Source organism: Rhodoferax sp., assembly GCF_037143375.1.
GTDB lineage: Bacteria > Pseudomonadota > Gammaproteobacteria > Burkholderiales > Burkholderiaceae_C > Rhodoferax.
This window is the reverse complement of sequence record NZ_JBAWYV010000029.1, coordinates 12,359-34,618: the sequence shown is the minus strand read 5'-3', so window position 1 is coordinate 34,618 and position 22,260 is coordinate 12,359. Positions and strand designations below refer to the sequence as shown.

Annotated in this window: 19 protein-coding genes; 3 read left to right on the top strand and 16 right to left on the bottom strand. The window is 54.7% G+C overall.

All coding sequences use genetic code 11. The annotated features are described in order from the left end of the window. The 15 genes from rplT to WCG50_RS06850 all read right to left on the bottom strand — a co-directional run. Window positions 1–179, bottom strand: a 179-nt coding sequence (gene rplT / locus WCG50_RS06920; protein ID WP_336898854.1) for a 50S ribosomal protein L20, incomplete at its 3' end; no start/stop codon positions are given. 25 nt (window positions 180–204) lie between these two features. Continuing rightward, a complete protein-coding gene (rpmI, locus tag WCG50_RS06915; protein WP_336898853.1) occupies window positions 205–408 on the bottom strand; it encodes a 50S ribosomal protein L35 in 204 nt (67 codons plus the stop codon). Between the two features lie 164 nt (window positions 409–572). Beyond that, the gene (gene infC / locus WCG50_RS06910) at window positions 573–1,166 is read right to left on the bottom strand and encodes a translation initiation factor IF-3 (protein ID WP_336898852.1); all 594 of its coding nucleotides are present in this window, start codon (window positions 1,164–1,166) and stop codon (window positions 573–575) included. Between the two features lie 87 nt (window positions 1,167–1,253). Further along, entirely contained in the window at window positions 1,254–3,179 is a 1,926-nt protein-coding gene (gene thrS / locus WCG50_RS06905; RefSeq protein ID WP_336898847.1) for a threonine--tRNA ligase, read from the bottom strand. A gap of 265 nt (window positions 3,180–3,444) precedes the next feature. After that, window positions 3,445–4,764 carry an isocitrate lyase gene (aceA, locus tag WCG50_RS06900; RefSeq protein WP_336898846.1) on the bottom strand — a complete coding sequence of 440 codons (1,320 nt, stop codon included), beginning with the start codon at window positions 4,762–4,764 and terminating at the stop codon, window positions 3,445–3,447. Between the two features lie 276 nt (window positions 4,765–5,040). Continuing rightward, window positions 5,041–6,369: a type III glutamate--ammonia ligase gene (glnT, locus tag WCG50_RS06895; RefSeq protein ID WP_336898845.1), complete on the bottom strand. Its 1,329-nt coding sequence runs from the start codon at window positions 6,367–6,369 to the stop codon at window positions 5,041–5,043. A gap of 26 nt (window positions 6,370–6,395) precedes the next feature. Then, window positions 6,396–7,883, bottom strand: coding sequence for an aldehyde dehydrogenase (locus WCG50_RS06890; protein WP_336898844.1), 1,488 nt, complete (start codon window positions 7,881–7,883; stop codon window positions 6,396–6,398). Window positions 7,884–8,012: 129 nt separating this feature from the next. Then, window positions 8,013–9,404: a DUF3138 family protein gene (locus tag WCG50_RS06885; RefSeq protein ID WP_336898843.1), complete on the bottom strand. Its 1,392-nt coding sequence runs from the start codon at window positions 9,402–9,404 to the stop codon at window positions 8,013–8,015. A gap of 30 nt (window positions 9,405–9,434) precedes the next feature. Further along, a complete protein-coding gene (locus WCG50_RS06880; protein WP_336898842.1) occupies window positions 9,435–10,280 on the bottom strand; it encodes an ABC transporter permease subunit in 846 nt (281 codons plus the stop codon). After that, entirely contained in the window at window positions 10,277–11,203 is a 927-nt protein-coding gene (locus tag WCG50_RS06875; RefSeq protein ID WP_336898841.1) for an ABC transporter permease subunit, read from the bottom strand. Before WCG50_RS06875 ends, WCG50_RS06880 begins: the two co-directional genes overlap by 4 nt. A 7-nt stretch (window positions 11,204–11,210) precedes the next feature. After that, window positions 11,211–12,362, bottom strand: coding sequence for a polyamine ABC transporter ATP-binding protein (potA, locus tag WCG50_RS06870; protein WP_336898851.1), 1,152 nt, complete (start codon window positions 12,360–12,362; stop codon window positions 11,211–11,213). 42 nt (window positions 12,363–12,404) lie between these two features. Next, on the bottom strand, window positions 12,405–13,496 hold the full coding sequence (locus WCG50_RS06865) for a polyamine ABC transporter substrate-binding protein (protein WP_336898850.1): 1,092 nt from the start codon (window positions 13,494–13,496) through the stop codon (window positions 12,405–12,407). Between the two features lie 121 nt (window positions 13,497–13,617). After that, window positions 13,618–15,015 carry an aspartate aminotransferase family protein gene (locus WCG50_RS06860; protein ID WP_336898840.1) on the bottom strand — a complete coding sequence of 466 codons (1,398 nt, stop codon included), beginning with the start codon at window positions 15,013–15,015 and terminating at the stop codon, window positions 13,618–13,620. 136 nt (window positions 15,016–15,151) lie between these two features. Continuing rightward, a complete protein-coding gene (locus tag WCG50_RS06855; protein ID WP_336898839.1) occupies window positions 15,152–16,519 on the bottom strand; it encodes a glutamine synthetase family protein in 1,368 nt (455 codons plus the stop codon). Continuing rightward, the gene (locus WCG50_RS06850) at window positions 16,519–17,328 is read right to left on the bottom strand and encodes a gamma-glutamyl-gamma-aminobutyrate hydrolase family protein (RefSeq protein ID WP_336898838.1); all 810 of its coding nucleotides are present in this window, start codon (window positions 17,326–17,328) and stop codon (window positions 16,519–16,521) included. The genes WCG50_RS06855 and WCG50_RS06850 overlap by 1 nt, the downstream gene beginning before the upstream one ends. A gap of 86 nt (window positions 17,329–17,414) precedes the next feature. Here WCG50_RS06850 and WCG50_RS06845 point away from each other — a divergent pair, with 86 nt between their 5' ends. Next, entirely contained in the window at window positions 17,415–18,881 is a 1,467-nt protein-coding gene (locus tag WCG50_RS06845; protein WP_336898837.1) for a PLP-dependent aminotransferase family protein, read from the top strand. 86 nt (window positions 18,882–18,967) lie between these two features. On the opposite strand, the gene WCG50_RS06840 is transcribed toward WCG50_RS06845, so the two are convergent. Next, window positions 18,968–20,497 carry a methyl-accepting chemotaxis protein gene (locus WCG50_RS06840; protein WP_336898836.1) on the bottom strand — a complete coding sequence of 510 codons (1,530 nt, stop codon included), beginning with the start codon at window positions 20,495–20,497 and terminating at the stop codon, window positions 18,968–18,970. Window positions 20,498–20,921: 424 nt separating this feature from the next. Between WCG50_RS06840 and WCG50_RS06835 the strand changes: the two genes are divergently transcribed. Both WCG50_RS06835 and WCG50_RS06830 read left to right on the top strand, forming a co-directional pair. Further along, window positions 20,922–21,662, top strand: coding sequence for a hypothetical protein (locus tag WCG50_RS06835; protein ID WP_336898849.1), 741 nt, complete (start codon window positions 20,922–20,924; stop codon window positions 21,660–21,662). Between the two features lie 54 nt (window positions 21,663–21,716). After that, a complete protein-coding gene (locus WCG50_RS06830) occupies window positions 21,717–22,220 on the top strand; it encodes a cupin domain-containing protein (RefSeq protein WP_336898835.1) in 504 nt (167 codons plus the stop codon). Window positions 22,221–22,260: the final 40 nt, after the last annotated feature.

The following is a 22,260-nucleotide window of genomic DNA, read 5'->3' as shown; positions in this document are numbered from 1 at the left end:
AACTGACGGAAGACACGTTTCTTGGTACGGCGGTCACGGTAGGCATATTGCCCAGCCTTCATTACCGCTTCTTTGGCGACGCGGTAAACATTACCGCGGCGACCGCGAAAACCTTTTGCAAGGGCTAAAACTTTTTTATGGCGGGCGCGAGCCGTTACACCACGTTTGACGCGAGGCATGTGATTACTCCTTGTACGTCGTTAATTAAATACCACGGCCTGGCAACATTTGTGCCATGCGACCCATATCGGTCTCATGTACAGATGTTGATCCACGCAATTGGCGTTTATTTTTAGTGGTCTTCTTGGTCAAGATGTGACGTTTGAAGGCTTGACCGCGTTTAACGGTTCCACCTGGACGGACGCGGAAGCGTTTTTTCGCCGCGCTCTTAGTCTTCATTTTGGGCATATTCATGCTCCTTCTTCATTGTGCTCGTGAGGCGTCTGCAAACTATTTGCAGCCTTGTTGGCCCCGAGCCACTTTTAAGTAACGCTTAAGTTACTTGCGCAATGAGTTTGACCTCATCACCTTCCTTAGTTCGTTAGCGATTAAACCAACGAACCTCAAAACCTTTAAGAGCTTGAAGCTTGTGACGCTTCGGGCGCTTGCTTAACTGCAATTTTCTTCTTGCCGGGCGCGATCATCATGATCATTTGGCGCCCTTCAAGCTTGGGAAACTGCTCAATCAAAATCAGGTCGCCCAACTCAGTCCGGATGCGATTCAGCAAAGCCATACCGATTTCCTGGTGAGTAATCTCGCGACCTCTGAACCGAAGCGTGATCTTGCACTTATCACCATCAGCCAAAAATCGCTTGATATTACGCAGCTTGATGTTGTAGTCGCCGTCGTCGGTACCAGGACGGAACTTGATCTCTTTGATCTCAATAACCGTTTGCTTGGCTTTCGCTTCCGCCGCCTTCTTTTGCTCTTGGTACTTGAACTTGCCATAGTCCATCAAACGACAGACTGGAGGTACTGCCGTAGCAGAAATTTCAACCAAATCAACATCCAAGTCACCAGCCATGCGAAGCGCCTCCATCAGGCTCACGACGCCAAGAGGCTCATTCTCAATCCCTGAGAGGCGGACATCTGGAGCCATGATCTCGCGATTCAGGCGGTGTTTTCGTTCTTCACGGTGACGGCGGTCACGAAATTCAGTAGCGATGGCTTAATCCTTCACAAGTTCAGCTACGACAACCGTAGCTACAACCGTTTTGCACACACACAAAATGTAATCTTGCTATAAATCAGCTTAGATAACAGACTTGTTAGTGATGTCATCTGCGATTTTTTGCACGAATGCTTCGAGGGACATCACACCGAGATCTTGACCACCTCGGGCGCGCACTGCAACGGTACCAGCTGCTTTTTCCTTATCGCCTACGACAAGAATATAGGGCAGCTTCTGCATTGAATGCTCGCGTATTTTATACGTTATTTTCTCGTTCCTAAGATCAGTCACGACCCTAAGCTCTTGATTCGGCAGTGATTTTTTCAGTTTTTCAACAATTTCACGACAGTAATCAGATTGGGCGTCGGTGATATTGAGAACAGCTACCTGTACCGGCGCCAGCCAAACGGGCAAAGCGCCTGCACTTTCTTCAATCAAAATCCCGATAAATCGCTCCAGACTGCCCACAATGGCGCGGTGCAACATGACCGGGCGATGACGAGCGCCGTCTTCTCCCACATATTCAGCATCGAGCCGCTCAGGCATCGAAAAATCGACTTGAATAGTGCCGCATTGCCAGTGACGCCCAATCGCATCCTTTAGTGTGTATTCGATCTTGGGACCGTAAAACGCACCTTCTCCGGGTGAAATTTCGAACTCACAACCGGAGGCACGCAGGCTTTCAACCAAGGCTGCCTCGGCTTTGTCCCACACTTCATCTGAACCAATGCGCTGTTCAGGACGCGTGGCGATCTTGTAAATGATATTTTTGAAGCCAAAGTCGGTATAAACTTTTTGTAGCAGGGCCGTGTAATCCACGCACTCCTGAAGAATCTGGTCTTCGGTACAAAAAATGTGGCCGTCGTCTTGCGTGAAACCCCGTACGCGCATGATGCCGTGCAAGCCACCCGACGGCTCATTGCGGTGACATTGACCAAACTCACCGTAGCGCAAAGGCAGATCACGGTAGCTCTTGATGCCTTGCTTGAAGATCAGAATATGGCCTGGGCAATTCATCGGCTTTAAAGCGTATTCACGTTTTTCCGACTCGGTCGTGAACATGTTTTCGCGGTACTTATCCCAGTGACCTGTTTTCTCCCACAACGACTTATCAATGATCTGGGGACCTTTGACTTCCTGGTAACCGTTGTCTTTGTAGACCTGGCGCATGTATTGCTCAACGCCCTGCCACAGCGTCCAACCTTTAGGATGCCAAAACACCAGGCCGGGCGCATGGTCGTCGATGTGAAACAAATCGAGTTCGCGCCCGAGTTTGCGGTGGTCGCGCTTCTCAGCCTCTTCGAGCATCGTCAAATGCTGTTGCAACTCATCTTTGGTGGCCCAAGCGGTGCCATAAATGCGCTGCAGCATTTCATTGCGATGGTCGCCACGCCAATAAGCGCCAGCGAGTTTCATCAACTTGAAATGCTTCAATTTACCGGTGCTGGGCACGTGAGGTCCGCGGCACAAATCTTCAAATTTACCTTCGCGGTACAAAGACACATCCTGATCTGCGGGAATGCTGGCAATAATTTCTGCCTTGTAGTTTTCACCCAGGCTTTTGAAATACGCCACCGCTTCATCACGCGGCAACACGCGCCGGGTGATGGGCTCGTCTCTAGAGGCCAACTCGGTCATCTTTTTCTCGATGAGCGTCAAGTCTTCAGGCGTAAAGGGGCGTTTGTAAGAGAAATCGTAGAAAAATCCGTGCTCAATCACCGGGCCAATGGTGACCTGCGCATCAGTAAACAGTTCCTTGACGGCATAAGCCAGCAAATGCGCTGCCGAGTGACGAATAACCTCAAGCCCATCAGCGTCTTTGGCCGTGATGATGGAGAGCGGGCTGTTCGACTCGATCAGGTAACTGGTGTCCACCACTTTGCCATCGATCTTGCCTGCCAGCGCCGCCTTGGCCAAGCCGGTGCCAATGGAGGCCGCAACCTCAGCCACCGTCACCGGGCCGGGGTAATCGCGTTTTGAGCCGTCAGGAAGAGTGATTTGAATCATGTTGAAAATCCAGATGGATGGAGAGCAAAACAAAAAGCGCGGAACAGGCCGCGCTTTGCTATTATTTTAATAGCTGCTTACGCAATAGATACGGGGGCTACAGGCATAAAAGGCATATAAATATGACCGCTGACGTCAGCAAAATCATCAATACACCACCCGCTCTGCGCATCATGCATAAAGTGAGCAACAAGTTTAACCAAAAAAAAAGGCCTGAGCCACCCCTTTCAGGATGGCGCAGGCCTTTTTGAGTCAGCCTTGCAGCTTAGTGGAACTGCTCTTCTTCAGTGGAGCCGGTCAGCGCGGTCACGCTGGACTTGCCACCTTGAATAACGGTGGTCACTTCGTCGAAGTAACCCGTGCCCACTTCTTGTTGGTGCGACACAAAAGTGTAGCCACGGTCACGGGCTGCAAATTCAGGCTCTTGCACCTTCTCAACATAAGCCGTCATGCCGCGAGCGACGTAGTCTTGTGCCAAGTCGAACATGTTGTACCACATGGAGTGGATACCAGCCAAGGTGATGAACTGGTACTTGTAACCCATGGCGCCGAGCTCTTTCTGGAACTTGGCAATGGTGGCATCGTCCAGGTTTTTCTTCCAGTTGAACGAAGGAGAGCAGTTGTAAGCCAACATCTTGCCTGGGTGCTTGGCGTGAACCGCGTCAGCAAACTTCTTGGCAAATTCGAGGTCAGGCGTACCGGTTTCGCACCACACCAAGTCAGCGTACTCAGCGTAAGCGATTGCGCGCGATATAGCTTGGTCCATGCCCTTGTTGGTCTTGTAGAAGCCTTCAGCGGTGCGTTCACCGGTCAGGAATGGCTTGTCGTTTTCGTCGTAGTCGCTAGTCAACAGGTCAGCTGCTTCAGCATCGGTACGAGCGATCACCAGCGTAGGCACGCCGCAAACGTCGGCCGCCATACGGGCAGCGATCAGCTTTTGGCAAGCTTCAGCGGTAGGCACCAACACTTTGCCGCCCATGTGGCCGCATTTCTTGACCGAAGCCAATTGATCTTCCCAATGCACGCCAGCAGCGCCAGCGTTGATCATGGCCTTCATCAATTCAAACGCGTTCAACACGCCACCGAAACCGGCTTCAGCATCGGCCACGATGGGCGCGAAGTTGTCGATGTAACCTTTGTCGCCAGCGTCAATGCCACGCGAGTGTTGGATTTCATCAGCACGACGGAACGTGTTGTTGATGCGCTCAACCACGGTAGGCACCGAGTCCACTGGGTACAGTGACTGGTCTGGGTACATGGAAGCGTACGAATTGTTGTCAGCAGCGACTTGCCAGCCCGACAGGTAGATGGCTTTCACGCCAGCTTTAACTTGTTGCATGGCTTGGCCGCCGGTCAATGCACCCAGGCAATTGACGTAAGGCTCGGTGTTCACCAGATTCCACAGCTTCTCGGCACCGCGACGAGCCAAGGTGTGCTCGATGGGGAACGAACCGCGCAAACGCACGACGTCAGCAGCGGTGTAACCGCGTTTGATGCCCTTCCAACGGGGGTTTGTGGCCCAGTCTTTTTCCAAGGCGGCAATTTGCTGTTCGCGGCTTTGTGGTTCTGTTGTGTATTTCGGCATGAGATCACTCCAAGGGTTGATTAAAAAGTTAGCAGTGGATGCTATGCAAGTCCAGTGCCTATGGAGATTATTCTAAGTCTTATATAAGACCATTTTCCAATCTTATGTCTTATATAAGACATAAATTTTATTCAATTTAATCAACAGCTTACAGACGTCTTGTCGCAATATGAAATTTGTTTTCTCACATTGAGAAAAATTGACGCAATGCAGCAATTCAATTTTTTGCTGAATGGTTTGTGCTTATCGCATTATGAAATAAATGGATCAACATCCTCAAAAAGCATCGGCATACCTCTGCAACTCCCATTCGCTGACGTGCAAGTTGAATTCATCCCACTCAGCACGTTTGATTTTCACAAACTCGTGACAGAAAGACTCACCCAAGGCGTTCATCAGCGCCTGATCTTTGGACAAAGCCTCGGTGGCGGCGCACAGATCACGCGGCAGTCGTGCAGGCATGGCCGCTCCACTGGCCTGCAACTCATATAAATCAAGATCGCACGGCGCTGGAGGTGACATGGCTTGGTCAATGCCGTTCAAGCCAGCAGCCAGGGTTGCGGCAATGGCTGCATAGACATTACAAGACGGGTCTGGCAAACGCCATTCAATTCGGCCGGCAACCGTTCGAACCACACAGGTTCGGTTGTTGTCACCATAGGCTTTCCAAACTGGCGACCAGGTCGTCCCAGATGCACTGTTGCTGCTCGTCAAGCGCTTGTAACTGTTCACGGTTGGTGCGCACACGGCGCTCAATGCGTCAGCATGGTGCAGCAAGCCAGCGACAAACTGGTAGCCCTGCGCGCTCAATTCAAGCGGATCAGCGCTGTCGGTAAAAATGGCCTTGCCCGCCGCGTCCGTCACACTCAAATGAAAGTGCAAACCACTGCCCGGTGCATGCGCGAATGGTTTGGGCATGCAACTGAAGACCAAGCCGTGTTTTTCAGCCACCGCAAAGGCCGTCAGCTTAAAAAGCATGTAACGGTCAGCGGCAGCCAGCGCATCGTCAAACCGGTAGTTGATTTCATATTGACCACAGGCATCTTCATGGTCTATTTGCTGCAATTCAAAACCAAGATCAGTCAGGGTTTGCCGCATGTCATCCAGGAAATCTTTGTTGCGATGGATTGATTTCAAGTCATAAGAAGGTTTGGCCAATCGGTCATGTTCATCAGCCGCCGTCCATTGCCCGCACTCATCTTTACGAAGCAAAAAAAACTCGGGCTCGATGCCCACCCACAAAGTCCACCCACGCTCATTGAGTCTTAGCAACTGGTGTTTAAGCAACTGCCGTGAACAGGTATCAAGTGCTTCACCCCCTGCGTAGCCGTCACACACCGCATGCGCCACACCCGGCATGAAAGGCAAAGGTTGCAGCGACGCCAGTTGAACCCGGCCGTAATACTCGCTGCGTTTCCCAAAGCGGCCGAGCCCGGTACCCGAGATGCTAGGACCGGCAAACCCAGCGCCGGTGTCCACCCATTCACGCAGGTTTTTCAAGGGCACCAACTTGCCTTTTGCTACACCATGAATATCCGTAAATTGGGTTAAAACGCTGTGCACGCCCTTCGCTTCAAGGGCTTCAATCGTTGATTCAATAGACATGGAAAACTTTCAAGTGGCAACAAGCATCAAACAGGGCTGTCGATGCGAATCCAGGTGGTTTTGGTTTCGGTGTATTTATCAAACGCATGCAATGACTTGTCGCGCCCCACCCCGCTTTGTTTGAATCCACCAAATGGCACCGTGATGTCGTCTTCGTCATATTGGTTCACATGCACCGTTCCGGCGCGCAATGCACGCGCCACACCCAGCGCCTTGTTGATGTCACGGGTCCAGACTGCGGCCTGCAAACCGTAGACACTTTGATTGGCCTGACTCACCACATCGGCCGCATCGGTGAAAGACAGCACCGACAACACTGGCCCAAAAATCTCTTCGCGCGCAATCGTCATGTCGTTGCGAACCCCATCAAAAATGGTCGGCTGAACATAAAAGCCACCTGACGCCAGTCGCGCCTGTTCGCCACCCGCCAACAATTGGGCGCCTTCACTTTTGCCAATCTCGATATAGCGCAGCACCGAGTTCATCTGCGTCTGGTCAACGATGGCGCCCATGATGGTGGCTTTGTCGAGCGGATTGCCGGGCGCGTAGCCAGGCACAAGTGCCAACGCTTTTTCAAGAAACTTCTCTTTGATGCTGGCTTCAACAAAAAGGCGTGAAGGTGCGTTGCAACTTTCGCCCTGGTTAAAGAAAATACTGCCCACTGCGGATTCCACGGCTTTGTCAAGGTCGGGGCAATCCGCAAAAACGATGTTCGGTGATTTGCCACCGAGTTCGGTCCAGGCCCGTTTCAAGTTACTCTGCCCAGCCATGACGTGAATTTGCTTGCCGACACGGGTGGACCCGGTAAAAGCTATGCAATCCACGTCCATGTGCAGGGCCAGCGGCGAACCGGTTTCAGGCCCATAACCAGTCACCACGTTAAAGACACCGGGAGGAATGCCCGCCTCAAGCGCCAGATCAGCCATACGCAAGGCGGTTAAAGGCGACTTTTCACTGGGCTTTAGCACCACCGAGTTGCCGGATGCAAGCGCGGGCGCGATCTTCCACGACGCCATGATCATGGGGTAATTCCACGGCACGATCACGCCCACGACGCCCACCGGCTCGCGCATGATGAGGGCCAGCGCGGTGCTGGGTGTGGGAGCAATTTCGTCGTAGATTTTGTCAACCGCTTCGCCGTACCAGCGAATGCAGTTGGCAGCGCTGTTCACATCCACCGCACGGGCGTATTTGATGGGCTTGCCCATGTCCAGAGTTTCAAGCATGGCCAATTCCTCAGCATGTTTAAGCAACAAATCGGCAAATCGAATCATGATCTGCTTGCGCTTGGCCGGCGCCAAACCGCACCAGCGGCGGTCTTCAAAAGCGGTTCGTGCAGCCAACACCGCCGCATTGATATCGGCCTCGGCGCAGCGGGCCACAGTGGTGAGTGTTCGGCCATCGACCGGAGAAATACAGTCAAAAGTCTCGCCACTGAGCGCGTTGATACGTTCGCCATTGATGAAAGCTCGGCCATCAAACTTGAGGGCGATGGTTGATTTTTCGGTTGTCATTTTGAATTCCTGGTGGATGGGTCCACATGCAATAAAGTGGCTCCAATCGATGGCACAAAAGCAAACGGGGACGACATGACTGCCGACCCCGTTGAACCTCATTGTGAAAGTGGTCCTGCCACCTTGGCTTTAGAACGACACGACGACGGAGGTGCCGAACAACAGGTTGGTGTTTTTGTAGCTACCGTCAGGCTGCGAGAACACCGCGCCGCTGGCCCCGTCGTAACGCAACTCGGTTTTGAGGCTGGTGGTTGGGTTGATCAAATAATTCAAGCCGACGGACAGAGCGTAGCGGTTGACGCCGGTAGATGGGTCAGGCTGAAACCATGTATTTGTTCCCGTTCCATCATCCTCCCATGCTGGCCCAAATCCATTTCGTGAATCACCTAACGTTCCAACACCACCCACCCCGTTGTAAACACCACCGCCGTTATTGGCGTTGTTGATGAAGTCATAGCGCGCCACCAATTGAGTTCTAGGCGTGAGTTTGTAGCCCACCAAACCAGACAGTCCCCACCACTGGGCATCTCCGCCATTGCCTGCCTTACCCTCATGGCGACCCGCGCCCACTTGTCCCTGCAATGTCAACTGGCCACGGGTGAAGTAGCCGTCCACCTCCAGCATGTCAAAGCGACCGGCACTGGTCGAAGGACTTGAAAACGAATGTCCACCCCAAAGCCCGATACCGCTGTATTCATTAACGGCATAGTCAACCCGATAGACCAGAGCCGGGTCTTTGTCACCTGATTCTCGTGCCGCCTGATTCACATTGCCGAGCATAAACTTACTCGTCCAAGGACCGCGGATGATCTCCATACCAGCGCCGCTGTAATAAGTCACTGCACTGAAATCAAACAGCAAGTTGTGCGTGACCAGCGGATTTTGATTGGCTGCCGTCAACTCATAACCCGACCAATCTGGTATTTGACCCGCTATCAAGCGAGTTTTTTCATCCGTCAATGGAATCGAGACCGAGGCCTCATGCACGATCGAGCCCGCACGGTAGGCCGAGCCGCCCGACTTGTGCGGCGCCAATGTCAGACGCCATTTGTTGCCACCGTCAGTTTCCTTTTGAATATCCAGCACGGCCGAGCCAAAAGAACTGTTGTCGAACGCGTAACTGTCGGTTGAAAGAGGCGCACCGCCTGCACCATCAAAATTATTTAAGAAAATAAAACCAGAACGATTTTGTCCCTGGCTGTAAATAAAGGTAGGGTCCATCACACCACTGACTTTAAATCCCTTCAGTCCAGACGCTTCTACCGCATCCTCCGTCGATTCAGCCTTTATCTTGATCCGATTGAATTCCTGAAGTTCAACAGCGCCCTGGTTACTGGCCGATGCGGCGGTAGATGTGGAAGCTGCTGCAGCGGCATCTACCTTTTGCATCAGCACTTGGAGTTGCTTTTTGAGCAGGTCAATTTCCTGTTTCAACTCAGCATTGGATTGAGCATGGGCTGTTTGCGCCATGGGGAATGTCGCGGCAATTGCAACAGCCAATATTGACAGTCTCTTTTTCATTTCTACTCCAAAATAAATAACAAATAAAAATCAGGCACCAGCACCCCGGAATGCCGCCGACATTTCTTGCGCTCGCTTGCGTTCTGCTCGTGCAATCCACAGGCTGGCAAGCACCACCCCCACACTGACCACCAAAACCGTCAAGGTCGCTACTGTGTTCACACTCGGGCTCAAGCCCAGGCGGGCACGGCTGAAAATCACGATCGGCATGGTAGTCGAACCTGGGCCAGATAGAAAGGCCGATAGCACCACGTCATCGAGCGACAAGGTAAATGTCAACAACCAGGCAGAGCCAATGGCCTGCGAGATCAAGGGCAGCGTCACCAGAAAGAAAACCTGCCAGGGGCGGCAGCCCAAATCCTGCGCGGCTTCTTCAAGTTGGGGACTCATCTCTTGCAGGCGCGACTGCACCACCACCGTGGCATAGGCCATGCCCAACAAGGTGTGGCCAAACCAGATCGTCATCAAGCCGCGGTCCGGGAAGCCAAAAGCGCGTTGCACCGACACCAGCATCAACAACAAGGACAAACCAATGATGACTTCAGGCATCACAAGCGGGGAGTTCACCATGCCGGCAAAAAGCGTTCTGCCGGGAAAGCGTTTGAACCGAGTCAAGGCCAATGCGGCCAGGGTGCCCAGAACCACGGAGCCACAGGCGGTCAAAAAAGCAATCTCAACGGAGAGTTTGGCGCCTGAAATTATTTCAGCGTCTTTGGACAGGGCCTCATACCAACGAAGCGACCAGCCCCCCCAACTCGTCACCATCGGGCTGCCGTTAAAACTCAGCACGATCAGGGTCAGTATCGGGAGGTACAGAAAAACAAACACCGCTCCCATCCAGACCTTGGATGTCACTCGTCCGGCATTGAACTTCATCTGCGTCCTCCGGTTGTGCTTTCGGCCTGGTACTTGTTAAATAGCGCCAGCGGAACAATGATGAGCAGCACCATCACCACCGCAACAGTCGCCGCCATCGGCCAGTCGTTGTTGCTGAAAAACTCGTCCCACAACACGCGGCCAATCATCAGGGTTTGCGGGCCGCCGAGCAATTCAGGAATCACAAACTCGCCCACACAAGGAATGAAGACCAGCATCGAACCCGCAATAATGCCGCTCTTGGACAGCGGCACCGTGATACGCCAAAAGGTTTGCCAAGGTGTTGCGCCCAGATCAAGCGCGGCTTCCAGCAAGCGCAAATCCATTTTGACGAGGTTGGCGTAGAGCGGCAAAATCATGAAAGGCAGGTAGGTGTAGACCATGCCCAGCACCAGTGAAAACGGTGTGTTCATCATTTTCATAGGTTCTGAAATCAAACCTATCTGCATCGCCACGTTGTTGAAAACGCCGTTGTCAGCCAGCAGCATTTTCCAGGCGTAAACACGCAACAGAAACGAGGTCCAAAACGGCAGCATGACGAGCATCAGCAAGGCCGGACGCTTGTCGGCCGGACTGCGCGCCATAAAGTAAGCAAACGGGTAGGCAATCAGCAAGCAGATCGCCGTGGTGATGCCGGCAAACTTCAGCGAACTGATGTAGGTTTTGAAGTAGAGATCGTCCTGGGCGATAAAAATGTAGTTACCCAGTTTGACCTTAAGCTGAAGAATGCCGTCAGTCCAAATGATCAGGTCTTTGAAAACCACGTTGTCCATTTCGGACACGCTAATCTTGAACACCACCAAAAACGGCAGCAAAAAGAACGCCAGCAAAAACGCCAGGGGAATACCAATGACGACATTCCTGCCCCAAACTCCCGTGAGCTTGTTGTAGAGAACCGATGTGGGAGTGACGGCCGTGTTCATGGCGCGATTAACTGGTCAAGACCACAACGTCGCTGCCACACCACCACACGTAAACTTTATCGCCCCAAGTAAGGTGCGTGGCATCGTGGCGGGCGGCATTGGTGTGCGTCACCTTGACGATCGTTGAACTGCCATCCAGTTGAACGTGGTAGGTGGTGAGGCTGCCCAGGTAGGCCAGATCCTTGATGACACCTTGCGCGATATTGAAGCCCACTTCTTCCAGGGACTCACGTTCCTCGTCGGAGGGAAGCCCTTTTTGAATCGTCATTTTTTCAGGACGCACCGCCACGTGCACCGTCATGCCGCTGGTGCCGGTGATGCCGTGGCTGACGTAATGTTTGCATTCAGGCGAGGCAATCACCACGTGATCGGGTTGATCGACCTCCACCGCGCCTTTGAATAAATTCACACTGCCAATAAAGTCTGCGACAAAGCGACAGTTAGGCGTTTCATAGATATCAGAGGGGCGGCCAATTTGCAGAATTTTGCCCTCGCTCATGACCCCAATGCGGGTGGCCATGGTCATGGCCTCTTCCTGATCGTGCGTGACCATGACGCAAGTGACGCCTACTTTCTCAATGATGTCGACCAGCTCAAGCTGCGTGCGCTCGCGCAGTTTGGCGTCGAGTGCGCCCAAGGGCTCATCGAGCAACAACAACTTGGGGCGCTTGGCCAGACTCCGGGCCAACGCCACCCGCTGTTGCTGCCCGCCCGACAACTGGTGCGGTTTGCGCTTGGCGTATTGTTTGAGTTGCACCAAGTCCAGCATCTGCTCAACACGAGCTTCGATTTCAAGCTTGGGCATGCGATCGCGTTTCAGTCCAAACGCAATGTTTTCCCACACGCTCAGGTGCGGAAACAGCGCATAACTCTGAAACATCATGTTGATGGGACGCTCGTAGGGCGCGAGCCCGACGATGTCCTGCCCGGCCAAAAAAATTTGCCCCGAGGTCGGTAACTCGAAACCCGCCAGCATGCGCAGCAGGGTCGATTTGCCACAGCCCGAAGAACCTAGCAGGGCAAAAATTTCGCCTTGCTGAACATCCAGCGACACATCGTCCACCGCAAACACATCGTCAAATTGTTTGACGACATGCTTGATTTGCAAAAAAGGCGCTGCACTGGGTTTTGGCACTGGTGCATTGGGATTGGAGACGATGGCCACTGGCGAGTCCTTGTTCTACGATGAAACCGCAAGCGGTCAAAGACCCGTTTTAAAGCCTGTGTAAACGCGGGTAATCAGGCGACGGAGGTCATTGGTCAAGGCCTTGGGTGGCACCATCGTGGCCATCTCCGCCGTGGAGGGGAACACAGAAGGGTTTTGTGCCACCTCAGGCTTGATGAATTTACGCGATTCCTTGTTGGGGTTGGCGTAAAACACCTTGTTGGTCAGCGCGGCATGCACATCGGGGCGCATGATGTAGTTGATGAACGTGTGCGCGTTTTTGGAATGGGGTGCATCGGCGGGGATGGCCATCATGTCGAAGAACAAAATGCCGCCATTTTTAGGTATCAAGGCAACGATGTCTTGGCCGGTCTTGCCTTCAATGGCGCGGCGGCGGGCAATGTTGATGTCGCCGTTCCAGCCCAAGGCCAGACACACCGAGCCACCTGCCATGTCATTGATGTAGCCCGAAGAGCTGAACAAAGTCACATAAGGCCGAATGGCTTTCAGCGCGGCACTGGCCTCCTGGTAATCGGCAGAATTTTTGCTGAAAGGGTCTTTGCCCAAGTAGTGCAGCGCGGCTGGTAAAACTTCAGAGGCGCTGTCGAGCACCGACACGCCACAGCTCTTCAGTTTGCTCACGTACTTGGGGTTGAAAAACAATTCCCAGACGTTGGCGGGCATCGGCTCTGCCCCCAGCGCCGCTTTGACTTTGGCGGTGTTGATGCCAATGGTGGTGTAACCCCACAGCCAGTTGACGAGGTACTGGTTGCCGGGGTCGAGGCTGGCAATCTGGCTTTGGATGTCAGGGTCGAGATTTTTCAGATTGGGGAGTTGCGCTTTGTCGAGTTTGCGAAACAGGCCGCCGTCCATTTGCAGCTTGGCCCAACCGGACGAAGGCACCACGATGTCATAACCAGTTTTACCGGCCACCAGTTTGGCGTGCACGATTTCGTTGTTGTCAAAGGTGTCGTAGCGCACCTTGATGCCGGTCTCTTTCTCGAAATTCTGGATGGTGTCTTCGGCGATGTAGTCAGACCAGTTGTAGATATTGAGAACTTTTTCCTCCTGGGCAAGTGCAGAAGAGGCTGCGAATGTCATGAATCCCGCCACGGCCAGGCCAGCCATCAGCTTGCCCATCAACTTGGTTCCAAATGCATTACTCAATATGTTCTCCTGAAAATAAACAAACATGCTTAACGGCTGAAATACTAAACCCGATTACTCGCCACTTCTATCCATGCAATCCCTATGCCAGCCAACCATTTTTCTTGACATCTTCGTACGTTAAGTCGAGACAACGCAGGATGAGTGCCACCATTTCATCAATTTGCGCATGCGTCATGGTCAAAGGCGGCGCAATGATCATGCGGTCGCCCACGGCGCGCATGATCAGTCCGTTTTTAAAGCAATGGCCGCGGCAAATCATGCCTACTGACAATTTCTCATCAAAACGCTCCAGTCGCGCCTTGTTTTTAACCAGCACCAAGCCCGCCATAAAGCCGCACGTTTCTGCCACACCCACCAAGGGGTGTTGGCCGATGTCGACGAAGCGCTTGGCCAGATACGGCCCGATGTCGTCGCGCACCCGCTGTGGCAATTGCTCGCGCTCCATGATGGAGAGGTTGGCCAGGCCCACGGCGCAGGCCACCGGGTGTCCGCTGTAGGTGTAGCCGTGGTTGAATTCACCACCTTTTTCAATCAGCACTTTGGCCACGCGGTCACCCACCATGACACCGCCCAGCGGAATGTAGCCACTGGTGATGGCCTTGGCAAAGGTCACCAGGTCGGGTTTGTAGCCAAACTTCTCATACCCAAACCAGGTGCCAAGCCGGCCAAAGGCACAAATCACTTCATCGCTGATCAGCAGAATGCCGTACTTATCCACGATGCGCTGAATCTCGGGCCAATAAGTGGCGGGCGGAATAATCACGCCGCCAGCGCCCTGAATTGGTTCGGCAATGAAGGCGGCTACTTTTTCTGCACCAATTTCAAGAATTTTGGCTTCCAGCCAGCCCGCCGCGCGCACCCCAAAGGCGTCCGAGCTTTCACCGGGCAAGCCGTTCTCAAAGAAATACGGTTGCTCAATGTGCGTGATATTGGGAATCGGCAAATCGCCCTGCGCGTGCATGCCACTCATGCCGCCCAATGAGGCGCCCGCCATGGTGCTGCCGTGGTAGGCGTTGAGGCGGCTGATGATGACCTTGCGCTGGGGTTGGCCCAGCAAATCCCAATAACGCCGCACCATGCGCACGTTCGAGTCGTTGCTCTCACTGCCGCTGGACGAATAAAAAACGTGCTGAAAACTGCGCTCGCCCACATTCGGTGCCAGTTCGGCCAGCTTGGTGGCAAGCTGAACGGCCGGCACATTGGTGGTCTGAAAAAAGCTGTTGTAAAACGGCAGCGTCATCATCTGGTGGTGCGCGGCATCGGCCAGCTCTTTGCGGCCGTAACCCACATTCACACACCACAAGCCGCTCATGGCGTCCAGCAGGCGCGCGCCTTCTGAATCCCAGATATAAATGCCCTCGCCTTTGACCATCACCCGCGCGCCACGGGTGGCCAAATCAGCGTGGTCGGTGAACGGGTGGATGAAATGGGCGCTGTCCTGGGCCTGGATCAACTTGGTGTCAACAACGGTATTCATGGGATTCCTCATCTCTGAAAATTAATGGGCTGCAGACCACGCCTCAACGTGTTGTCGAGTGAGGCTGCACGACCCCGACCTACAGCTAAATTTATATAAAAACGGGCTCTAGCCCCCGTGTATAAAGCGTGAGTAGCTATACATGTAATAGCAGATGCTCGCGCTCCCAAGGCGAAATCACTTTCATGAACTCGTCAAATTCAAGCTCCTTGATTTCGGAGTACACCGTGATGAACTCTTTGCCCAGCACCTCGTGCAGGTCCGACTCGCGGCGCAGCCAGTCCAACGCCTCACCCAAACTGCGCGGCAAGGCATAAGGCGCCAGATACGCATCGCCCTTCATTTCGGGCTTGGGTTTGATCTTGTTCTTGATGCCGAGGTAACCGCAGGCCAGCGTCATCGCCATCGCCACATACGGGTTGGCGTCGGCCCCAATCACCCGGTTCTCGACCCGACGCGCGGCAGGTGACGAAATCGGCGAGCGAATCCCCACCGTGCGGTTGTCATAGCCCCACTCGATATTGATCGGCGCGGCGGTGTTGCGCGACAGTCGCCGGTAGCTGTTCACATACGGCGCCACCAGCACCATGGCGGCTGGAATGTAGCGCTGCAGGCCACCGATGTAGTGCATGAACATCTCGGACGGCGAGCCATCCGGGTTGCTGAAGACATTTTTGCCAGTGGCCACATCGAGCAAACTCTGGTGAACGTGCATCGCGCTGCCGGGCTCGCCCGCAATCGGCTTGGCCATGAAGGTCGCGTACATGTCGTGGCGCAAGGCGGCCTCGCGCACCGTGCGCTTGAAAAAGAACACCTCGTCGGCCAGTCCCATCGGCTCGGCATGGAAGAAGTTGATCTCCATCTGCCCAGCGCCGACCTCGTGAATCAAGGTATCGACGTTGAGTTCCATCTTGTCGCTGTAGTCGTAAATCTCTTCAAACAGCGGGTCGAACTCGTTGACGGCGTCGATGCTGTAGGCCTGGCGCGAGGTCTCGGCGCGGCCGCTGCGGCCAATCGGCGGCTTCAGCAAGGTGTTGGGGTCGGTGTTGCGGGCGGTCAGGTAAAACTCCAGCTCAGGCGCCACGATCGGCTGCAGCCCTTCGGCGGCAAACAAATCGCAGACCCGGCGCAACACCGAGCGCGGGGCAAACGGCACCAGATTGCCGGCATGGTCAAAGCAGTCGTGAATCACCTGCGCCGTGGGGTCGGTGGCCCAAGGCACGATGCGCACCGTGCTGGGGTCGGGGCGCAACTGCATGTCTTTGTCGGTGGGGTCGATCACATCGTAGTAAGGCCCGCTCTCGGGAAACTCGCCGGTCACGCCCATCGCCACAATCGCTTGCGGCAAGCGCATGCCGCGGTCTTCGGTGAACTTGCCGCGCGGCAAGATTTTGCCGCGTGCCACGCCGGTCAAGTCGGGCACCAGACACTCTACCTCGGTCACCCGGCGCTCGTTGAGCCATTGCTCCAGGTCGTTGAAGTTCATTGCTTTTTTGTCGTTCATCAGATACTCCCGGCTGCGGTATGCAGCACATGATCAAAACCAGGCCAACGTGCGTTTTGTCGCGCACGGCAGGCCTGACCAAAGGCCTTGAAGATAGCCGCGTAAAAAGGGTTGTTGGCGCATTGCCACTCGGGGTGCCACTGCACCGCATAAGCAAAAGTGCCAGCGCCCTCCACCTCAAAAGCTTCTACCAATCCATCAGGGGCATGACCCAGTGCACGCAAGCCCTGTGCCAGCCGCCAGATGCCTTGTCCGTGCAAGGAGTTGACCAGCGCCGTTTCAGACCCGGCCCATTGGGCAAACACGGACCCCGGGACGAAGTTGACCGCGTGGCTGGGCGCGTACTGTTGGTCCATGCCGGCGGGATTGGGTTCGCGGTGGTCCAACTTGCCCGGCACCTGGTGCACGCGCTGGTGCAAACTGCCGCCCAGTGCGACATTGATTTCCTGAAATCCGCGACACACGCCCAGCAAGGGCACCTGCTGCGCCACACAAGCTTTAACCAAGGCCAGCGTCAGCGCATCACGCGCAGGGTCGAGCGGCAGCGCGGCGTCAGACACCGTTTGATCAAAATGCGAAGGATGCACATTGGACGGTGAACCGGTCAGCATGACGCCGTCCACCAGGTTCAACAATTCCGGAATTTGCTGCACATCTGCCAGCGGAAAAAGCACTGGCTGCGCTTGGCCGCAGACCTTGACGGCGCGGGCGTATTTATCGCCCAACACAAGGAAGGGCATTTGGTGGTCGTGGTCACCCAACAGGCGATGATCCATGGGGAGCCAGACCATACAAGGTGGCTTTTTCATAAATGTCTCCGTATTCTTTGTGCCATTGTGCGGGGCGAATTGGTTCACAATGGGAGCCATTTAATCCAAGTGAATGGTGCCACTTTATGCTCTCAGAACTGTTGCTGACTGAAATTTCGCGCTTGAGTCAGTTGGGCAAATTACCCCTGCACCGCCAACTTTATGAAGCCCTGCGGCGCGCCATTCTGGATGGCAAACTGGCGGCCGGTGACCGCCTGCCATCGAGCCGCGAGTTAACCCAGGACCTGGCCATGTCGCGCAACACCGTGGTGGCCGCGCTCAACCAACTCAGCGTTGAAGGCTACCTGGTAAGCCGGGTAGGAAGTGGAACTTTTGTCAATGACAGCGTGCCCAAATCAAGCACGCGCCGCCACACCGCACGCGAGAATCAGGACACCCAGTTGTCCAGGCGCGGTGCCGCGCTCTCGACCACTTTCTGCGCCACCCAACTTGAAATTCAACCCTTCACGCCGGGTGCGGCCGACTTCAGCGCCTTCCCCGTCACCTTGTGGCAGCGCCTGCAAAACAAACACTGGCGCATGACCTACCCCGAGATGCTGGACTACAGCTACGCCGGTGGCTACGGCCCCCTGCGCCGGGCGGTGGCGGATTACCTGCGAATATTTCGCAGCGTGCCGCTCGATGTGGAGCAAGTCATCATCACCAGCGGCACCCAGCAATCGCTGGAGTTGTGCGCCCAGTTGCTGGCCGACCATCACGACACGGTCTGGCTCGAAGACCCGGCCTACTGGGGCGCCGTCAAGGCGTTCATGGCAACCGGGTTGAGCCTGCATCCGGTCTCGGTGGACCAGCACGGCATAGCCCCACACACCCGAGACGAAGCCACGCCGCCCAAGCTGATTTACGTGACGCCCTCGCACCAGTACCCGACTGGCGCCGTGATGTCGCTGGCCCGACGACACCAGCTTTTGTCGATGGCCCGACAGCACAAAGCCTGGGTGCTGGAGGACGACTACGACAGCGAGTTTCGCTTCAGCGGCCCGCCCATCTCATCGCTGGCCGGGCTTGACACCGACCAGCGGGTGCTCTACATGGGCTCCTTCTCCAAGGTGCTTTACCCCGGCCTCAAACTGGGTTATCTGGTGGTGCCCAAGGGCTTGGCGGCGGCCTTCAAAACCGCCCACTACGACCTGAACCGACCCGGGCAAATGCCGCTGCAAGCCGCCTTGGCCGAGTTCATAGAAATGGGGCATTTCGCCAGTGCGCTGCGCAAGGCGCGCCACAGTTACGCCGAGCGCCGCCACTGCTTGCTCGAAGCCCTCAAACCCTGCCTGGGTGAGCAAGCGCACATCAGCGGCGCCGAACAGGGTTTGCACCTGTGTTTGCGCCTGCCTGAACGGGTCAACGACACGGCGCTGGCTGAACAAATCGCCAAGCTGGGACTGACCGTGCGACCGCTGTCGGCTTATTGCCTGAAACGAAAAGATGCCAAAGGACTGGTGATTGGCTACGGCTATGCGCCACTGGCAGATATCGAGCGTTGCGGCCCGATGCTCACGCGGGCCGTGATGGCGACTTTGGCGAAACCTTAAGTAAAAAAGCCTTGCAGCCCCCGTGTCACTTGCGTAAGCAGCTATTATTTAAATAGCAAAATACAACAACACCAAATCAGAGCGGACTACTGACCAGGACTGATTTTGAACACCGCAACCGCCTGCACCAACTCACTGGCCTGGCTATTGAGGCTGCCCGCGGCGGCAGCCATTTCTTCCACCAGCGCCGCGTTTTGCTGCGTGGTCTGGTCCATCATTGCCACCGCTTCACCCACCTGCGAAACGCCCAATGACTGCTCATTGCTCGACGCGCTGATTTCACCCATGATGTCCGTCACCCGCTTGATGGAACTGACCACTTCGGTCATGGTGGCTCCGGCCTGGTCAACCAATAGGGTGCCCTGCGCCACGCGATCCACGCTGGCCCCGATCAGGGTTTTGATTTCCTTGGCGGCTTCGGCACTGCGCCCTGCCAGTGAGCGCACTTCTGAGGCCACGACCGCAAAACCACGGCCCTGCTCTCCCGCCCGGGCCGCTTCAACCGCTGCATTCAAGGCCAGAATATTGGTCTGAAACGCAATGCCATCAATCACGCTGATGATGTCGGCAATCTTGCGCGAGGCGTCGTTGATGCCCCGCATCGTTTCCACCACCTGACTCACCACCTCGCCGCCCTGAACCGCCACCGCAGAGGCACTCAGGGCGAGTTGATTGGCCTGGCGAGCGCCATCGGCATTCTGTTTCACAGTAGAGCCAAGCTCTTCCATGGAGGCCGCCGTTTGCTCCAGCGCACTGGCCTGGCTCTCGGTGCGGTTACTCAGGTCCTGACTGCCCGCCGCAATTTCATCGGTTGCCGTGGCAATACCGCCGGCCGACTCGCGCACCCCGCGCACCAGTTTTTGCAGAGAAGCCTCCATGTCCAGCATCTTGCCGATCAAACTCTCGGAGTCGCCCAAGTTGACGATGTCTGTTGTCAGGTTGCCTTCTGCAATGTGCGTCAGGGCTTCACGGGCATCGGCTGGCTCACCGCCCAGTTCTTTTCGCACGGTGGCGCGCATCAGCAGGCTTAAACCAATGGCAACCCCCGTGGCGACCAGCGCCAAAGCGATGGACAGTCGAATTGCAAAATTTGTCGAATCAGTGACCCGCACATGGGCTTCTTTCGCGCTTTTTTCTGCAACCAGCCCCTGCTCCAGCAACTCAGCCTTTAACTTCCGCCAGGCGGGTGTTTCATCGCTATTGAGCACGCTGATGGCATCGCCATTGGCGGCGAGCAGTGCCAGCACTTTGGCCTGTGCATTGGCTTGAGCTGCGCGTAGCGCGGGCAAGCGGCTCAAGGCTGCTTCAAAAGAACTGCCTTTGGCAATGGCCTGTGTTTCAGAAAAGGCTTTCTCGTAGGCGCTTTGGGCCGCCTTGAGGTTTTCAAGTGCCTTGGGGTTTTTGGGGTCCAACACCACGTTGCGCAAGGCTTGTCCCATTTGCAACCCTTGGGCATACATGTCAGACAGGCCGTGATCCACGGCTTGCTCTGACTGAATGTAACGATCAAATTCAGTTTGCGTTTTTAGCAAGGACCCGATACTGATGGCCAGACCGAGGATAAACAGCAGAGCGGGAAAAGCGGCAAACGCGACAATTTTGGAACTGAACTTCATGGCAACGTCCTTTAATCTCAACGACTAAAGTTTAGGCATTAATAACTTCAGAACACAGACTTTAGTTAATTAAATTTAACTTCCTGTGCTGCGAAACAATGAGCGTGGCAGCTTCAGCCAACCCCAATAAAAAAGGGCAGAGCTCGTAAAGAACCCTACCCTTCCAGAACTTCCTCAAGTATGGGAAGCATCATGACGGAAAACCGTCAGTTAGTCGTGAGCGTAAGTGTGGTCCATGGTCATCTACGGAACTCCTTCACCGAGGGAAAAGACTCGGTCGCAGGGAAATTTTGCGCCTGATTTTTTGAGTAGTCAATACTTTTTATGGCACAAAGTTTCTGCTGCTTCCAAATATCTTTTGCAACAAGTGCAGGCACGATGCCACCTGAAAATGAGGCCGCATAGCTTGAATACACTTGACCAGATGAGCCACACCTCACAACCGCATCGTTTTCAGGGCCTCCCGATTGCCTATTTTTGGAGTGGCGAGACCCTGCGCAGCCGAAGCGTCAGTGACGTCGTGCTAACCGGCACGATCGATGTGCCTGCGCCCCCTGCAAGGTTGACAGCAGATTGGAAAAGAGAGCTCTCGTTGCGATTGGACCTTGAGCCAGGGGACGTAGATGAGTTGCCTTTGGCGAGAGCGCGTGCGCGTTGGCCGGAATACAAACAGTGCGTGCAGGCGGTATCCGATTGGACGTGCACCCTCGGACTGGGTGAGGTGCTTGTCGATTGTGACGTCGCCCTGATGGCTTGCCGTGGCGCGAAGTACCACCACGACGCCGCCCAATACGGTGGCATGGCCTTTTGCAATCTCTTCGTGAGTGAGGACAAGGGGTTGGACTTGCATTTTCAGGCGACAGGTCATCGAATTCCTTTGACCAGAGGGACGGTGGTGATATTCGATACTGCCCAGCCTCACGCCGTCATTGAGCGCCGCAGCAGTGGCTTTAACGCGGCAGACTTCGCCGACGACCAGGACTTCAGCCAAATATTTCTGACCTGGGAGCTTCCCATCGAAAATATCAACGTCGAACATGCACTTGGAATCGAGTTCGACATCGACCCAGTGACTTCTGTGCTGCTGGATGATGAACAAGTCTGGCTGAACGGCGCTCGTGTCAGTGTGTGCCCGAATTCTGGACGATGGTGCCAGACTGAATAGCCGACGGGTGAAACCACCTCAGCACCCTGTTAATCACCTTTTTCATTGTTTCTTATGACCCCCACAGCACAAACATATATCGATACCCTGCAATTGGATGCGCATCCAGAAGGTGGCTTTTTCAAGGAAACCTACCGGTGTCATCAGCGGATGGATGTGACGGTAGGCGGTGATGTCACATCTGATCAAAGAAGCGTCAGCACCGGGATTTACTTTCTTCTGGAAAAAAACAACTTTTCAGCTTTCCACAAAATTCAATCAGACGAGATGTGGCACTTCTATGCGGGTCAGGCGCTGGAGGTACTGACGCTCAATGCGCATGGTGAACTGGGTTGCACCCGTTTGGGGTCCGACATCTTGGGAGGCGAAGTCCACCAACACGTGGTTCCGGCCAATACCTGGTTTGCGTCAAGGGTGGCTGTTGGCGGTTCGTTTTCGCTGGTGGGCTGTACTGTTGCGCCCGGCTTTGATTTCGCCGACTTTTGTTTGGCCGACCGGGCAATGCTGGTGGCTGCATTCCCACAACACAGCCAAACCATTACCGAGCTAACGCGCTAAAAGTGTTTATTTCCAGTGTGCCAATATCGCGTTCACCAGC

Excerpts from the sequence above, each read along its gene's own strand:
- WCG50_RS06830 (WP_336898835.1), top strand. The coding sequence starts at position 21,717 with ATGACCCCCACAGCACAAACATATATCGATACCCTGCAATTGGATGCG.
- aceA (WP_336898846.1), bottom strand. The coding sequence starts at position 4,764 with ATGCCGAAATACACAACAGAACCACAAAGCCGCGAACAGCAAATTGCC.
- WCG50_RS06845 (WP_336898837.1), top strand. The coding sequence starts at position 17,415 with ATGCTCTCAGAACTGTTGCTGACTGAAATTTCGCGCTTGAGTCAGTTG.
- WCG50_RS06865 (WP_336898850.1), bottom strand. The coding sequence starts at position 13,496 with ATGGCTGGCCTGGCCGTGGCGGGATTCATGACATTCGCAGCCTCTTCT.
- WCG50_RS06850 (WP_336898838.1), bottom strand. The coding sequence starts at position 17,328 with ATGAAAAAGCCACCTTGTATGGTCTGGCTCCCCATGGATCATCGCCTG.
- WCG50_RS06835 (WP_336898849.1), top strand. The coding sequence starts at position 20,922 with ATGAGCCACACCTCACAACCGCATCGTTTTCAGGGCCTCCCGATTGCC.
- WCG50_RS06855 (WP_336898839.1), bottom strand. The coding sequence starts at position 16,519 with ATGAACGACAAAAAAGCAATGAACTTCAACGACCTGGAGCAATGGCTC.
- WCG50_RS06885 (WP_336898843.1), bottom strand. The coding sequence starts at position 9,404 with ATGAAAAAGAGACTGTCAATATTGGCTGTTGCAATTGCCGCGACATTC.
- WCG50_RS06860 (WP_336898840.1), bottom strand. The coding sequence starts at position 15,015 with ATGAATACCGTTGTTGACACCAAGTTGATCCAGGCCCAGGACAGCGCC.
- WCG50_RS06880 (WP_336898842.1), bottom strand. The coding sequence starts at position 10,280 with ATGAAGTTCAATGCCGGACGAGTGACATCCAAGGTCTGGATGGGAGCG.
- WCG50_RS06875 (WP_336898841.1), bottom strand. The coding sequence starts at position 11,203 with ATGAACACGGCCGTCACTCCCACATCGGTTCTCTACAACAAGCTCACG.
- thrS (WP_336898847.1), bottom strand. The coding sequence starts at position 3,179 with ATGATTCAAATCACTCTTCCTGACGGCTCAAAACGCGATTACCCCGGC.
- WCG50_RS06840 (WP_336898836.1), bottom strand. The coding sequence starts at position 20,497 with ATGAAGTTCAGTTCCAAAATTGTCGCGTTTGCCGCTTTTCCCGCTCTG.
- WCG50_RS06890 (WP_336898844.1), bottom strand. The coding sequence starts at position 7,883 with ATGACAACCGAAAAATCAACCATCGCCCTCAAGTTTGATGGCCGAGCT.
- glnT (WP_336898845.1), bottom strand. The coding sequence starts at position 6,369 with ATGTCTATTGAATCAACGATTGAAGCCCTTGAAGCGAAGGGCGTGCAC.
- rpmI (WP_336898853.1), bottom strand. The coding sequence starts at position 408 with ATGCCCAAAATGAAGACTAAGAGCGCGGCGAAAAAACGCTTCCGCGTC.